We start from the raw sequence: 15,887 nt of genomic DNA on the forward strand, positions 1-15,887 counted from the left end.
CGCGCGGGCCATCGGCGTCTATCTTCGTGACCAAAACGGAGAAAGGAGGCCGTATGAGCCCGCCAGAGCAAGCTGCACCGCCCATTGCCTATCGCATCCTCCTTCGCTTGGCGAGCTTTCTGTGCCCTTCACACGCCCGCCCCGCCTGGCGCAAACAGTGGGAGTCCGGTCTTCGCGACTGGTGGATCCTGGCCGAACGCGGCGAACTCACCAACGAAGCCTCCGCCCTGGCCGCCCGCTACTGCCGTGGAGCCTGGGCCGATGCCTTTGAACTCCGTTTCCGGCGCGAGCAGATCCTCCACGCCCAGCGCGGGCCCTGGTTCCCCATCGTGTGCGCCGTAGCCACCATCACCCTTACGGGATTGCTTTCCCACGGCTTCCAGGTGGTGCGCCGCGTGGCCGATCTCGTCCAGCACGCAAAACCCCTGCCAGTGACGCTCCGCCCGCACATCCATTACGACCCGCGCGGAGACATGGTCGCGGCCTACCTCGCGCCCCTCGGCCTGGCCCTTCTCATCGCCTTGATGCTACTGGTGATCAGCCGCCTCCCCGTACGGCAAGCCGGCTGGCGTTATTGGCTCCATCTCATCATCAAGACCCTCGCCGTCCAGGCGGCCATTGTCGGCCTCTGGTTCGAGGGCGGCTCCGCTCTACGCTCAATCATCCAATCGGAGGCGCTGCGGATTCTCGGCGGCGGCCTGGTGCTGGGCATCGTCTTTATTGCAGTTTTCGGAGCCGCCACCCGCTGGAGCATCAACGATCAGCGCCGCCGGTGCCCCGTCTGCTTGCGCCTGCTCGACATGCCGGTCTCCGTCGGCTCCTGGGGCAGTGTCTTTGAGCCCGCTACCACTGAACTCCTGTGTGCCGGTGGTCACGGCTCCCTGTCGCTTTCCGAACGGGATAACACCGGGCCAGACCGCTGGACCGCCCTCGATGCCTCGTGGCGGGAACTCTTCGAGAACGCCTCGTCGCCCGAAGCCCGCTAGCCCTTTCAGGCTCGGCCGCTTCCATGGAGGCTACCGCCCCAGCTATCGTAGGGGAGGTAGCGCAAAACGGTTGTTGGCATGGTTTATTACGTACGGCATAGTCTGATTTCACTCGCTCTTTTCTGCACGGCCCCATTCGCCCTTCACGCCCAACGCGTCGTGATGGTCTCCCTTGACGGACTCGGTCACCAGGCCCTCACAACCGACCCTGTCGCCCAGGAACTGACCGTCCTGCGTGACTCGATGGCCCGCGGAGCCAGCGCCGCCGGCATGCAGGCGGCCTTCCCCTCCACTACCGCCAACTCGCATGCCGCCCTGTGGACAGGGTGCTACGGCGACGTCAACCACATCACCACCAACAACCCGCCCCTGCTGCCCCGTTCGGCGCACACCATCCTGGAACGCGGCAACGGCTTCCTGGCAACCCAGCTTGACGCGGAGGCCATCTGGGTCGCCGCCGCCCGCCAGGGGCGGTCCTCTGTCGCGCATCAGCCCACGCAAGGCTACCCGTTCACACCCATGAACTCGGGCCACGGCGCCATCGTCCTGAACGGCTACCAGACCCGCCTGCTGGCACCGCACGGCCTCTTCACTCTCAAGAACACGGAGGCGCAACCCGACGGCTCCATTCGCATCCAGCACGGCCCGCTCTCGCTCCGCGCTGAACGCCGCAACGGCACGCTGCGTATCTCCGTTTCCGGATCGAAGGAGTTCGTGGACGTCCGGCCTGCCGCCGTCGAAAAAGAACTGCCCCGCCAGCGGCCGCTCGCCCGCTACTTCAGCGCCGGCCTCGCCATCACGCAACCCGTCCCCGGGGTCCTGTACTTCCGGCTCTTCGAGCTCACGCCAGCCTCCTTCCGCCTCTACGTCTCGCCCCTGCAGGAACTGGCCATGACGCAACCGCTGCCCGCGCTCTTCCGCGACGCCGGCGGTTTTATCGGCAACGGACCCGAGGCGCTGATGCAGCAGGGCACGCTGAGCGAGCCCGAGTACCTGGAGGCTGTCGAACTCGTCATTCGCCAGATGACCCGTCATGCCGCATGGCTGCACGCCCGCTACCAGCCGCGCTTCTTCCAAAGTTACCTGCCCTTCCCCGATGAATTTGAACACTCCTGGCTCGGGTATTCGCGCAATGGCCAGAAGTCGATCGACCAGTTCCGCCGCTGGGGCTACATCGCCGTCAATCGCGGAGCCGCCGAGTTCGCCAAGCTTGCCCGCAAATCCGACCATCTGTTGTGGGTCTCCGATCACGGCATGGCTCCGGTCACACGTTATGTCTCTGTCCACGAGGTGCTTCGCCGCGCCGGCCTGGGCGAGAAGGCGTCGTATCTCTACAACTCGATCCTCGTGAACACGACGGACTGGAAGGGCGGAGTTGTGCCAACGGCGGAGCGCGCCAAGGTCGTCGAACAGGCGCGTCAGGCGCTGGCCGCGATCCAGGAAAATGGCAAACCGGTCTTCACAGCCTTCTTCACACCGGAGCGGGATGGAGCAAAGTACGGCATCGGAGGACCCGCGGGAGGCGACCTCTACTTCGACCTGGCGCCAGGCTACGCCGCCTCCGGCCGCCCGAACCCGGCTTTATTCGATGCGAATACCAAACCCAGGGGCGTCCATGGCTTCTTCCCCGGCCGTCCCGACATGCAGGCCATTTGCATCCTGCGGGGCCCGCGCGTCAAGCCGGGAACCACGTGGCCGCAGCTCCGCTCGATCCAGGTGGCCCCGCTGGTCGTCGACCTGTTGGGGATGGACCCGCCGTCCGGCGCGAAGGCCGCCTCGCCCCTGCACCGATAAACCCGAGGCCCTTCCTGCCTCCCCCTGCGATACCATCGATACCGATGAACCGTCGAGCCTTCCTCTCCTCCACATCCGCCGCGGCCGCCGCGGCCCTGGCCCCGCAACTCTCCCAGGCCGCTCCATCCTCCCCGGCCCGCATGAAGCCCGCCATCTGCGCCTACTCCTTCCGCAAAGAGCTGCAGGACAAGTCGATGACGTATGAGGATCTCATCACCAAGTGCGTGGAGTGGAACATTGACGGCATCGACATGACCGTCTACTGGTTCCCCAATACCAGCGCGGAATGGCTCCACAACCTGCGCCGGCTGGCCTACCGCAACGGCGTCTCCATCTACTCCATCGCCGTGCGCACGGAGCTCACGAAACCCAACCAGGCCGATCGTGATGCGGAAGTCGCCTCCATCGCCCGCTGGGTGGATGTGGCCGACATGCTCGGCGCGACTCACATCCGCGTCTTCGGAGGCACGGTCCCCAAGACCACGACGGAAGAGCAAGCGGTGCCTTGGGTGGTGGAATGCCTGAAGCGCGGAGCCGACATCGCCGCGGCCAAGGGTATCATCCTTGGACTCGAGAACCACGGCGGCATCTGCACCAGGGCCGATCGCATTCTAGAAATGGTGACGAAGGTGAACTCGCCCTGGGTCGGCATCAACCTCGACACCGGCAATTTCAAGGACCACGCCTTTGAGCAGATGCAGCAGTGCCTGCCCCATGCGGTCAATGTTCAGATGAAGGCGGAGATGACCTACGACGACGGCAAGACCGGCCCGCAGGACTGGGACCGTGTCGTTAAGCTGATCGGGGGCGGAGGCTACAAAGGCTACCTCTCCCTCGAGTACGAAGCGAAGGAGCCCAGCGCCGTCGCCGTCCCTAAGGGCTTGGCCGAGATCCGCAAGCTCACCCACAAATACTCGGTCTGATTGCGATGAAGTCCGGGGGCGTGTCCCGAACCGCCCCCGGCTACTGCCCGCCCTGGAGTTTCTTCTCGTCGGCCCGCAACGAGGCCAGAACCGCTGTCACTGAACCCGTCTCCAACGCAGCCGCCGCCGACCCGATCCGTCCTTTCACCGCCGCCGCCACAATGCCTTCCTGCTTCGCCCGGTTCGCCCGCGTCGGCCCGGCGATGGACTCGTCCCACTTCTTCAGCTCGGCTGCCGCCATCGTGCCGCTCTGCCCCGCCGTCCCGGCCTTCGATAGCCGCGCAATCAGCTCCTTCACCGTGGCCAGAATCTGCTTGCGCCGCTCCACCAGCACCGGGACCCTCTCGGGCACGCCGGCAGTCGACCCGTCCGCGAACACGGCGGCCTGCATCTTCACATACTCCGGAGCCGCGCCCACTGTCATGTTAGTGATCGGAATGCGCCGCTCTTCGCCCGGTTTGATCGGCTCCGCTGTAGTCTCGTCCTGCCAGAACGCGAACCAACTGCCCGGATAGTTCACCAGTTCGATCATGTACGCGACAACCGGTTGCGAAGCCGTGTTGCGCACCCGCAACACTGAGCCCCCATCGGAGGCGTCCACTTTCAACTCCGGCAAATTCGATTGAGCCGAGCACACCGTCAGGGTGACCAGCAAAGACGCGGCCAGTGTTTTGGGTGACATCGGTAGCTATTATCTACACATTCCGGCTGACATGCCAGTTCGCAAGCGATACACTGTCTGGGGTTCCAGACAATGCGCACTTCTCTCCTTCTCGCCTTGGCCGCGGCCACGTGCCTCTCCGCCCAGGTCCGCTTCGCCCCCGATGCCATCTCCGTAAACATCGACGGGAAGCCCTTCACCACCTTCCACTACGGCGACAACGCCGGAAAGCCGTTCCTCGCGCCGCTCTATTCCGCCTCCGGTAAAATCGTCACCCGGGGCTTCCCGATGCAGATGCTCCCCGGCGAGAGCCGCGACCATCTGCACCACCGCGGCCTTTGGTTCACCTATGACGACGTCAATGGCGTGAAGTTCTGGGAGAACGACCCCACCTACACCAAGGGCCGCATTGGCCGCGTGGTGGTCCGCGACGCCAAGTGGAAGGATGCTACCGCCAAAGGCCCTGGAACACTCACCGCAGTCATGGAATGGCGCGATCCCGACGGCAAGGTCCTGCTCAATGAGAACCGCGAGATGCTGTTCTATTCGGATCCGACCCTGCGCATCATTGACTTCAACATCACACTCACAGCCGCCACCGAAGTGACCCTTGGCGACACCAAGGAAGGCGCGTTCGCCATCCGCCTCGCCGAGAACTTCACGGAACGCAAAGGCGGCAGGATGGTGAACTCCAACGGGCAGGCCGGCATGGCCAACGTGTGGGGCAAGCGTGCGGCCTGGGTCGACTACACCGCGGAAGTGGACGGCGAGCGCCTGGGCGTCGCGATCTTCGATCACCCGAAGAACCCGAACTCACCCACCTACTGGCACGCCCGCGACTACGGGCTCTTCTCCCTGAACCCCTTCGGCCAGAACGCCTTCGACCCAGCCATGGAGGAGCGTAAGACCAAACTGGCGCCCGGCCAGAAGCTTCAACTCCGCTGGCGCGTCGTGATCCACCCCGGGGATGCCGAATCCGGTCACGTGGCGGACCTGTTCAAGCAGTACGCGGCACGCTGATATGCGGAGGTTACGGCGGGCCTGGATCCGGGCCCGCCTGCTTGCTTGAGCTGCCGGTGAGAAGATTGTGAGTCATTCCTTGTCCACCAGTTCGAGTCACTGCTCGTGCCAGATGCCTTCAACAGCTTCCAGGGAATTGGACACACCGGACTTTCGCACGGAATCCGATGGGCGCTTCGCATTGCTCGTTGAAGTACGAGATAGCCGGAACCCCAGGTCCCCTATCCAGTAGACAGTCGATCCGTGAGGTGGGCCGAGGAAAAACCGCCGGGCTGGTGAGGCGGCCAAACACGAGAAAGGGGCATCTCACGGGAGATGCCCCTTGGAACTCAGGCTGTCTAGTGCGGCTACCCCCGGCGGCGGCGCACGTAGGCGAGTGAAGCCAAACCCGCACCCAGGAGGGCGAAGGTGGAAGGCTCAGGAATCTGAGAGGTACCCGCGGCTACCGTGACGCCCCAGACAAAGGCCCGGCTGGCGTTCGGATCGTACCCGGACCCGGAGTTCTGTCCGATGTCGCGAATGATAATCCCGGTCAGGGTATCCATCGCGTAGGCGGGGTCGATGAAGAGCCCAACCACGTCGCGGTAATCGCGGAATGGCTTCGACTGGTAAGACATGTCGTACGTCTGATCGTTCACAGACGCGGTCTGCCCGCCTGTAGAGTTGGAGATCAGGTTCGTATTGATCGAGTTCGGCCAAAGCAGCAGATTCGTATTCACCTGCGAATCGTTGCTGTCTCTGATCTGCGTGCCGCCACTCAGGGTGTACGTAACATCAGGGCCGTTTTTGAACTGCAGGACGATCTCCACCGATGGCGAGTTCCGCCCCCAAGTCGTGTTCATCATGAGGAATACGACTTGCGCGTTATTGACGTTGGTGTCCAGTTGAAGGGAAACGGGGGCGTCGGAGGCAAGACCCTGGTCGATCACCGCCCGGCGGGCACTCCAGGATTGATTGCCTGAGGTGGCGATGCTGAACGGAACCGAGTCTAGACGCGAATCACTCTGCAGAGCAGGATCGCTGGTCTTCGACGCGGAATTGAAGGCCACGTTCACGTTGCCCTTGGAAAAGAGGTTCCCACCCCAAATACCGGTCCAGGCGCCCGGGTTGCTCGGATCGTATTGATTCCCTGCGTCCGCGTTCGCCGCACCAAGAGCCCCAAGATTGTACTGGTAGTAGACGGGCACCGCGTAGCTCGGCACCCCAACCAGAAACGAGAATACTAGCCCAACGATTGACCTTCTCATGATCCTCCTCCAAAAGCCTGCGAGTGCGGAATGTTGTTATTCTTGACCTTTGTGGGGAGGGTACCCCCCCACCCGCTATGAAGATTAAACCACAGTCCTAGAACCGTGCCAAGTGCATCTTTGCCCTTAGGCTAGTCTTGCTAGGACTCTGGAGTGAGTTCACCCTAGTGGGGGGGGATGCCCGCACGGTTGCGCGGTTGAACATCAACCGGATTCTCGGATTGCGGCAAGGCACGTCTGGGCACCGCCCTCCATTCGTAGTCGAAGGATAGCCACATCAAACCGCGGAGAATGGCAGATCCTGAGTAGAATCTAGCGTTTTCCCGTAGCGGTAACTTGTCAGCCAGCGGCAGCACCCCTCTACTCGTTGTCGAATTCGGAAGGGCGAATGGAAAAGGCAGCAGGCAGGACAACGCAGCGCCGAACGGCGGCCACCGGCGGTCCGGCGTAGACGGGAATTGGGCAACTCAGCTCGTATTCCGCAGTGTAATCTGCCCATATTGAGCCACAACCGCCTTTGTAATTAATGTTAATTCTGATTCATTCTACAGATTGCCAACAGGACCTAAACGTCCTTTAATCCGGTTCAGCCCTCCTCCGAATTGGCAACCCGCCGATGCCCTCCAGGTCCTGATGAAACCGATTCGGCGCGCTGGGGACGCCGCACCGGCAAGCTCATCTTCGTCGCGGCCAACCGCCGTTCAGCCGCCGCGGCCAGGTATCTGAAACAAATGCCTGGCCAAAGCAGGGGAAACCCGGTAGCGTGTTATGAAGAGCGGCGACTCAAGGGCTGGGTATGGGGTGTTCAGCGCCCGATGGAGGCTTTCCAGTTCCCGGCCCACCGGGTGCGCCGCCAGCATGCAGTTGGACAGGATCCCATCGTGCCTACCATCAAGATTCTCGACAACTTGAGCGCCGACCTCGCGGTCATCGCGCCTACCCCTGCCTCGGCATTCGCCAAGTACCTCAAAGGCGACTTAGCCATTCTTTTGGCCGCACCGGAGCTGGTGAAAGCATTCCCCAAGCCGCTTGCGCCTGGCAAGAACTTCGCGCTCAACTTCGGCCTGAACTTCAAGGATGCACTGGAGTTCGGCGCCGCCCACACGGAGTGGACAGTTGGCGCTTCGTTCCAGGCTCAAGTGGGCGTCACGGCGGAAACACCCTCGGCGCTTTTCGAACAGGAGCACTTCGGGGAACCGATTATGGTGCCGGACGGAATGGCGTACGTCTGGTGCTCTTTCCAACCCGGCCTGAAGCTGGGCATCGCCGCCGGGGAAGGCGATCTCAGTTTCGGCTTCAACGCCGGTACCGCGATTGACGTCCGATGCTGCCATCTATTCCCGGCCGGACCGGCCGCCAAAACGCTGGCGGAGGGTGTCACGGAGGTGCTGCGGGATTTCACTATTCCCGGTGACGTGCAGGATCTGGTCCATATGCCGGAAGGGGCGGTTTCGGCAGTCACGGGCACGGGCTCGTTCCAAATCTCGGGGAGCTTCGACCTGGCCGCCGCGGTGAATCCCCTGGCAACTCCGAAATTGCCGCTGGTCGGAGCGCCATTGAGTCTCAAGGCCGGCGCCTCGCTAGATGTAGGAGCGCGGATCCGCGTCTCAGGCGAGTACCAGATCCGCGCTCAGAAAACCTCCGCAAACAAGGTTCGGCTGGGGCTTTACAAGCGGGCCGGTTCGCAGTTCACCTTTGATGTGAATGCTAGCGCGGGCGTCTCCGCCGATGCGATGGGCAAAGACCTCTTCTCCGCCCTGATGAAGAAGATCAGCAGCGATCCCGCCGCCGACGCCCAACAACTGTCTGACGCCGGCCTTTCAGGCTCGCAGATCGCCTCAATTCAGGATGCAGTCGTGGCCGGCATTAACCGCAGCCTCTCCGTTGCGCTCGACTTTCAGTTCTCCGCATTACGCTCCGACGAGGCGGCGTTTCTCTACGAGATTGCACTGGATCAACTCAGCGACGAATCCGCAGTTGCCGTCCACCACGCCCTGGACGGCGACTTCTCCGTCCTCACCGGACTGCAGGACCTCAGCATGCCGGGCGTCACTCCGGTCCGCAACATCACGAACGATCTACGGAAGCGAGGCATTTCGCTGCGCATCAATCTTCTGGGGATCGTCAACGTAATCTCGATCAGCGAACTGGTTCGATCGGGCAGCGTGACGTTCGAACCCATTTCCGGTGCACTGGTGATTGCCGACAAAGTGAGCAGCGAGAAAATCAGCGTGACTTCGCGGCCCCTCGAGGCCGACGGCCAGAAGCTACGCAAGGCTGTCTTCGAATCGCTGCTGGTCACCGCGGCCTACAGCGCCTCACGGCTGACGCAGTCCCACGAATTCACGGCGTCCCAGAGTTACTTTGAGTTCCATCAGAAGACGAACGCAAGAACCATGGCCGACAATCTGGATGCAATCGTCGCACTGGGCCTGATGACTGCGGATGAGCGTGGCCGGATCCTGGCAGGAGCCACACAATTTGGCAACTCCACGATGCTGCTGGAGACGGAGTTCGACCCGGCAGCCTTCCGCGCCCTGTTTGTCAGCGCCGGCGGGCAACCTCGTCCGATGGAAGACTACGAGAGGATCGGCCGCGACGCCATGCTGGCGTTGGTGGCCGGCGATCCGGACGACTTCCGCCATATTCCGTTGGGAGATGACAAGCTCTGGGCCAAGCTGCGGGCATCCGGGCAACCCGGCTTCCCGTTCGTGCTGCCGGCTCCCTTGAACCAGGGCGTGCAGTTGGGTGTCATCCGGTCAGACTACACGCTCATCGTGTGGTGGGCTGGGAGCATGGCGTTGGCGGCGAGGTCGTTGGTGGAGATGGAGAACTTCCTGAAAACAGTGGATCCAGCCGGGCTTCACGAAAACAATGAATTCAAGAAGCGCCGCCGGAACCTCATCGACGCGCTTGGCGATGCCGTGGCCGGAAACCAGTCGACGTTCGGAGACCCATGGGGCTTACTCGCCATGGATGCCGCGGCTGGACGCCTGGCCGATGCGCGGGCCGTGGTGGTCTCGCCCCAACTGGCACGTGCCTCAATGCGTCCACAGAAGGCCGTGGCGGCCAATGGTTGAAATAGCGAAGGGCAACCTCCCTGGGAAGGTTGCCCTCGTTCTGCTCGCGGAAGACTGTCCGCTGGTCTATTTGGGTGTGGCCGAGAAGATCCGGCCTTCGCGTCGCACGGCAATCAGCAACTTGCCCGATGCATCGACGATCAAGCCATCGGCGCCGTTCAAGGGGCCATCGAGGTACGAGCTGACACCGTTGTCGTCTTCTCCCAGGAAGCCCGTAATCACGCGGACACTACCGTCCTTGTTGATTACGTCCACCCGGACAGACTCGGACAGGTAGATCCGGTCGTCCGGCCCGATGATCATCCCATCCATCGACCCGAAGCCCGTCTTCTTCGCCTGCAGCCCGGTGATATCGGCGTAGCTCAAGCCGAGGCCGGAGCCGGCGATCGTCTCGATTGTCCCGTCCGGATTCAGGCTCCGGATCCGGTGGTTGCCACGGTCCGCGATCAGCAGGTTGCCTTTGGAATCGTAGGCAATGTCGGTTGGAGAATTCAGCCTGGCTGAAGTGGCGGCACCGCCATCCCCCAACCAGCCCGCAACCCCGGTGCCGGCGATTACCGTCGCGGTGTTCGAATTGAGGTCGTACTGCACAACCCGATGGCTGCCTGTCTCGGCGTATACCAACCGGCCCAGGGAATCGAAAGCCAGGCCGCTGGGATTGCTCAAGCCGGACTTCAGCGTGCGAATCACCCCGTTCGGATCGATCACACGAATACGGGTCGCTTCGCTGAAGTAGATCCTTCCGTCCGCCGCCTGCAGGACCCGGTTGGGCTGATCGAGGACGGCATCCGACGCCGCGGCGCCGTCACCCCTGGTATAGCCCGCCGGAAAGGACTTGCCGGCCACACCCGCAATCGCATCAGGATCGCTGCAGCGCAGCAGCATCCCGGCACCCGAGTCGGAGATCAGAAGCGACCCGTCGGACACGCGGAACAGGCCGCGCGGCCGCATGAACTTCGCGGAAGTGCAGTTCGGCCCCAGGTCAGGACGCGCCCAGTTGCCGGCAAAGCGCGAAACCACACCCGACTGGACCTTGTACACCTGGTAGGAATCCTGGGAGGAAACCAGCACGCCCTGCCGCGCCGAAACGAGGACAGTGCTGGGCGCGTTGAGCGAAAGACTCAGTGGCTGCGAAGCTTCGGCCGAGCCGAGCACGCCGTTGCCCAGGTAGAGGCCAATGCGCGCGGCGTCGATATCCATCCGGACAACGCGGTAAGCACGCGGCATGGCGATATACATCGCCCTGTTGACGCTGTCGTAGGCGATCGAACTAACTCGCTCCAACGGCGTGGAAGAACTGCCAACATAGGTATCCGAGGCCACAGCGCAACGGCCCGCACCCGCGAAGGGCCAGATGTCGCCAGCGGTGTCGAGACGGCGGATACGGCAGCTGAAACCGTCAGCTATGTAGATGTTGCCCGCGGGGTCCTTCGCCAGGCCGGCCGGTGCATTCAGAGTGGCTGAGGTGGCCTCGTGGGAATCACCCGTCGAACCGGCGTCCCCCGTGCCGACAATCACGCGGACATAGCCATCGGTGTCCACACGGCGCACGACATTGCGGTCGGACTCGCTGAACACAAGACGCCCCTGGCTATCGACCACCATGCCGCCAATGGAGCCGATGTCGGTCTCAAGCGCCTTGCGCTCGCGGTAGCTGCCGGAAATGCCCTGCAAGCTAGTGCCGCAACGTCCAGTCCCGGCGATATCCTTGACCGTTCCATCGGTCTGTACTTTCCTGATCCTGCAGTATTGGGCCTCGTAGAAGATCAGCCCGCCATCATTGTCGAGCAGCAGCACGGTTGGGCTGTACAGGTTCGTCGACAGGGCCGACTGGCCCGCGGCGCCGTAGCCGAGAATGCCAGTGCCGGCGAAGCGTTCAATGGACCCGTCCGGTTTCACCCGCCGGATAATGCCGGCGTTCTGCTCGGAGATGTAGATGTTGCCGGCCGAATCTTCGGCCATACCTGACGGGCCGTCAAGCAGTGCATCGACGGCAGGTCCGCCGTCTCCCTTCCAACCGGCGCCATACACCGATTGGACCGTGTATGCCGTATTCGGCAAAGTCTGCGCTACGGACGTAAGGGCCGTCAGCGCTGCCACTAACAGCAGGTTCCGCTTGATTCTCATGACATTCATTCTCAAAATGTGAGCGACAGTACGAACTCCACCTGGTTCGTCTGCATCCGTGTCGATTGAGTGTCGAAAGTCCGGCGCGCCCAGCGCGTGTATCGAATCTCCGGTACAAACCGAATTCCGAACTCATCGATCATTTGTAATCCGGCACCCACCACGTATCCGGGGATGATCCGGTTGGTCGGTTTCAGGGGCTGTTCGTCGCAGCAATCCACGGTGCTATCGGTCTGGGTGGTCTGCCCGATGGAGTGAATTCCGGTAATCTGACGGAACGCTCCGCCGGCTTCATAGAACCAGCGGCGCCCCGCCGTACGGTGATTCTTCGTGTAATAGCGGAGCAGAACCGGGTAATCGAGGATGGTTGCCCTGGTGCCCCGCTCCACGATCATCTTGGTCCGCTCGTCGGTTGTAGTCGTGGTGTCGTCCACACCGTAGTAGGTTGTGTCCGTCGTGGCAAACCGCACGCGCCGCATCATGACGCCCACATTGATCGCGAAGCGATTGGTCAGCGTGGCCTGGAAGTCCACACCACCGCCCACTCGTTTGTTGGTTGTGTCGGTCTTTGAGTTGACGCTCAACCCGGTGTTGATGGTGACATCCTTCGTCTTGGCCGGCACAACCGGGAATCCGATAACACTAATCGAGCCACCCACCGAGAACCGTCTCACATAGGAGCCGTCAGCGGCCTGCAGCCCGGACTTGGATTTCACCGGCGCCTTGGACTTCTCAGTCCCTTCCGCAGGTTTCGCCGGCTCAGCCTTCGCCGGTTGCTGATCGGTCTCGTCCGCAGCCGCCGAGTTGGCCAGACAGAGCGCCAGGCTCAAGGCCAACACAGGCCCGCGAACAGAATTGTATTTGAGGCTCTTCATACTCAGGCAAATTCCCTAAAACTGGTACCGCAGCACAAACTCGAGCGACCGCGGACCGCCGCTCTGATAGAGAGAACCAAACCCGCCGCCGGCCTGCGTCCGCGTCGAAATACCGAAGTTGACGCTGGTCATGTTCGCCCCTTCATTCCGTGAGGGATTCGCGAAGCTCGGATGGTTCAGAAGGTTCATGGCCGCCACGGAGAGGTGCAGCGCGCCGTGCTCCCCGATGTCCACACGCCGCCTGATCGAAAGATCCAACTGCGTCAGGCCGAGCCCGCGCAAGGCGTTGCGTCCAAGATTGCCCTGCGCATAGCCAGAGGCACTGTCGAAGGCTCCCTTGTTGAGGCGCTGTCCGCCTGGCACGGTGTCATCCACGAGCCAAACGATTTTGCCGTTATAGTCCGGCCTCACCTGGGCGAAGAGTCCCTGGCCCCCTCCGCCAATGCCCGCGCTGGAGGTGGAACTGACACCCACGATGTCGAATGAGGTGCCCGCCCGCGCCGCGAACATGAAGTCGGTGTACCAGTTTCTAAATGCCGTGCTCAGGAACGAATCCTTGGGCGACGGCAGCAGGTAGGACCCGCTCACGTTCAGGTTATGCCTGACGTCGTAGTCGGAGTTGCCGCGCTCGCTGTCGTACAGCGTGGCGAAACCGCCCATGCCCAGATCGTTCGAGGCCGTGTCGATCGAGTGCGACCATGTGTAGCTCACCTGGGTTTGCAGGTTCTTCACATACCGGCGGCGGTACTGCACCTGCAACGCGTGGTAGGAAGATTCCGCGCCGTTAGTCGCCAGGGTCAGCAGGTCATAGTCGCCTGAGAATGACGGCTGGCTCTCTGTACGCATCAACTTCTGGCCGCGCGTACCCGCGTAGCCTACGCTGAGCACCTGGCCCGGTCCGTACGACCGCTCCACCGTCAGGTTCCATTGCCAGATGGAAGGAGACTGCAGGGACCTGTCCGCCGCGCCCAACCGGCCGAAAGGCTTGGTCGCCGGCAGGCCCGGCACCACCAGGTCACTCGCAAAGAGCGGGAACGCCGCAAGGGTCAGAGTGCGGACGTTGGAGTACGGCGCGCCCGAGAACGCACCCAGGCTGGTTCCATATCCGATGTCGTGGAAGACACCGAACCCGCCTCGCAACATCCACTCCTTGCCCGGGGTCGAGCGAATCTGCCGGGCGAAGCCCACACGGGGTGAGAAGTCGGCCCAACGGGTGTTATACAAAGGTTCACCTTGCGTCACGCGGTTGGAGAGGAACGAGGAGATCGCGAAAGGCCGTTCGCCTTGCGAGACCGACGGGGCGGGATTCACGTCCCAGCGCACACCGTAGGTGATCGTCGTCGCCGCGCTGACATGCCAGGTGTCCTGGATGTAGGCGGAGTAGTTCACCGTCTGTGGGTAAACCGCCGCCACATTCGAACTCACAGAGACATTCGTCGCGGTGCCGGAGAGCAACGAGCCCTCATCCGGGCCAAGGCCGTTGAAGGTTGCATTCACGTTATAAGGAACGTTATGGTTCGTGACGCTCGAGCGCCGGTAGTCAAAGCCCACTTTGTAAGAGTGGGAACCAGCGGTGATGCTGAGCCCGTCCACGACGTTCAACTGCTTCTGGTCGTTGCCGCCGCGAGCCCCGAACGTGTAGCTGGACAGTCCCAGCACGCTGAGGTTGAATGAGCCGTTGGTCGTGTCCACGCCCGAGGGGAAGACCACCGCGGACCGGAGAGGAATCGCGCCGCCAAAGGTATCCATCACACCCGAAGACGACAGCGTATTCGACGTGTAGTTGATCCGCAGATCATTCACGGTGCGGGCACTCACAGACTTGATCCAGGCGCCGGTCACGCTGTGCGACTTGGAATCCTGTGATGTCATGACGCTGGGCGACTGGAATTCGGAACCACGCTGGTCGCTGTTCGAAGGCGTAAAGCTGTAGCGCGCAAACACCACATTGCCGGGGCTGATCGTGTGGTCAAGCCGGCCGGCATACGACTTTCGGTTCTGTGGATTCGTTGTGACCGCTGTGAAACGCGCCGCGCCGTTGTCCAGATCCGGACCGTTGGCCAGGGGGAACGCCCGCAGGTACGGACGCAACACGGCAGGCGCCGCGTTGCGTGCCAGCAGTGACGGAACGTTGGCCACCACGGTTTGCGGCACATCGCGCAATGCCAGATCCGCTGAACCAAACAGGAAGGTCTTGTTCTTGACGAGCGCCCCGCCCAATGTGCCACCGAACTGGTTCTGATGCATTGCGCCCCGGTCCAGCCCGGCCGCATTGGCGAACCAGTCGTTGGCGTTGAACTTGTCGTTCCGGAAATAGTCATACGCCGAGCCGTGCAGGGCATTCGTGCCGCCGCGGCTCGTCATCGAGATCTGCGCGCCCGGCGTGCGTCCAAACTCCGGGGCGAAAGTGGAAGTCTGAATCCGCACTTCCTCCAGGCTGTCCAGACTCGGGCTGTTCAGCCCGGTCGCACCGCCGGCCCCCATAGCCAGGGCTGGTCCCATCATGGGGCCGCCGCCGCCCCCCGGTCCGCCCAGCAAGCCTGCGCCGCCGCTATAGCTGACGCCGTCCAGAATGTAGTAGTTGGTGTTGGACCGGAGTCCATTCGAATTCAATTCCCCGCCCGGCCCGACGCCGCTCACAATCCCGGGCGCCATCTGCGTCAACGCATTCACCGTACGGCCGTTCACCGGCAGGTGGCGCAGGTAGTTTTCCTCGACCGCGACGCCGACCGAAACATCGGACGAAATGCCGAGGGTCTCGCCTTCCACCGTCACGGAACTCCGCGTCGACTCCAGCACCAGCTCAGACTTGAGCGACTTCCGGTCTCGAACCTTCAGTTCAATCAGGTTCAGAGTGAGCTCCGCAAACCCCTTGGCCTGAATCTGAAGCGAATACTGGCCAGGCTCGACCGGCTCGAAAATGTAGATGCCCGAATCGTTCGAAGTGGTCGTCCGCTGCGACCCGTGCTGCAAGTCCGTTAGAGTCACCTTTGCGCCAACGATGTTCGCCTTGCTCGGATCAACGATTTGCCCGGACAGCGCCGCGCTCGACTGCGCCTGAACGGCTGAACTCACCAGCACCAACGCACACACTGCCGCCGTAGGCGCGATACACCTGAAGCGCATGAGACTCCTTAATATCTGATCTCGTGCCATCCCGTCCTGAAGGACCAA

Annotated in this window: 10 protein-coding genes; 5 read left to right on the top strand and 5 right to left on the bottom strand. The window is 62.4% G+C overall.

Features of this window, described 5'->3' with window-relative positions:
* The first annotated feature begins 53 nt into the window (after positions 1-53).
* The 3 genes from IRI77_RS15960 (at position 54) to IRI77_RS15970 (ending at position 3,703) form a co-directional block, all read left to right on the top strand.
* A complete protein-coding gene (locus tag IRI77_RS15960) occupies positions 54-986 on the top strand; it encodes a hypothetical protein (protein ID WP_194453037.1) in 933 nt (310 codons plus the stop codon).
* Between the two features lie 162 nt (positions 987-1,148).
* The gene (locus tag IRI77_RS15965; protein WP_194453038.1) at positions 1,149-2,780 is read left to right on the top strand and encodes an alkaline phosphatase family protein; all 1,632 of its coding nucleotides are present in this window, start codon (positions 1,149-1,151) and stop codon (positions 2,778-2,780) included.
* Positions 2,781-2,824: 44 nt separating this feature from the next.
* Positions 2,825-3,703: a sugar phosphate isomerase/epimerase family protein gene (locus tag IRI77_RS15970; RefSeq protein WP_194453039.1), complete on the top strand. Its 879-nt coding sequence runs from the start codon at positions 2,825-2,827 to the stop codon at positions 3,701-3,703.
* Between the two features lie 40 nt (positions 3,704-3,743).
* Here IRI77_RS15970 and IRI77_RS15975 read toward each other — a convergent pair whose 3' ends face one another.
* On the bottom strand, positions 3,744-4,385 hold the full coding sequence (locus tag IRI77_RS15975) for a hypothetical protein (protein WP_194453040.1): 642 nt from the start codon (positions 4,383-4,385) through the stop codon (positions 3,744-3,746).
* A gap of 72 nt (positions 4,386-4,457) precedes the next feature.
* On the opposite strand from IRI77_RS15975, the gene IRI77_RS15980 reads away from it, so the two are divergent.
* Positions 4,458-5,384: a DUF6807 domain-containing protein gene (locus tag IRI77_RS15980; protein ID WP_194453041.1), complete on the top strand. Its 927-nt coding sequence runs from the start codon at positions 4,458-4,460 to the stop codon at positions 5,382-5,384.
* A gap of 347 nt (positions 5,385-5,731) precedes the next feature.
* Here IRI77_RS15980 and IRI77_RS15985 read toward each other — a convergent pair whose 3' ends face one another.
* Complete coding sequence (locus IRI77_RS15985) at positions 5,732-6,631, bottom strand: PEP-CTERM sorting domain-containing protein (RefSeq protein ID WP_194453042.1); 900 nt, start codon at positions 6,629-6,631, stop codon at positions 5,732-5,734.
* 881 nt (positions 6,632-7,512) lie between these two features.
* On the opposite strand from IRI77_RS15985, the gene IRI77_RS15990 reads away from it, so the two are divergent.
* The gene (locus IRI77_RS15990; RefSeq protein ID WP_194453043.1) at positions 7,513-9,711 is read left to right on the top strand and encodes a hypothetical protein; all 2,199 of its coding nucleotides are present in this window, start codon (positions 7,513-7,515) and stop codon (positions 9,709-9,711) included.
* A gap of 66 nt (positions 9,712-9,777) precedes the next feature.
* On the opposite strand, the gene IRI77_RS15995 is transcribed toward IRI77_RS15990, so the two are convergent.
* From IRI77_RS15995 to IRI77_RS16005, 3 genes are read right to left on the bottom strand one after another with little or no spacing between them, the layout of a single operon-like run.
* The gene (locus IRI77_RS15995; RefSeq protein WP_194453044.1) at positions 9,778-11,838 is read right to left on the bottom strand and encodes an NHL domain-containing protein; all 2,061 of its coding nucleotides are present in this window, start codon (positions 11,836-11,838) and stop codon (positions 9,778-9,780) included.
* Between the two features lie 11 nt (positions 11,839-11,849).
* On the bottom strand, positions 11,850-12,713 hold the full coding sequence (locus IRI77_RS16000) for an outer membrane beta-barrel protein (protein WP_194453045.1): 864 nt from the start codon (positions 12,711-12,713) through the stop codon (positions 11,850-11,852).
* Between the two features lie 15 nt (positions 12,714-12,728).
* On the bottom strand, positions 12,729-15,839 hold the full coding sequence (locus tag IRI77_RS16005; RefSeq protein WP_194453046.1) for a TonB-dependent receptor: 3,111 nt from the start codon (positions 15,837-15,839) through the stop codon (positions 12,729-12,731).
* Between the last annotated feature and the right edge of the window lie 48 nt (positions 15,840-15,887).

It is taken from the genome of Paludibaculum fermentans (assembly GCF_015277775.1).
Classification (GTDB): Bacteria; Acidobacteriota; Terriglobia; order Bryobacterales; family Bryobacteraceae; genus Paludibaculum; species Paludibaculum fermentans.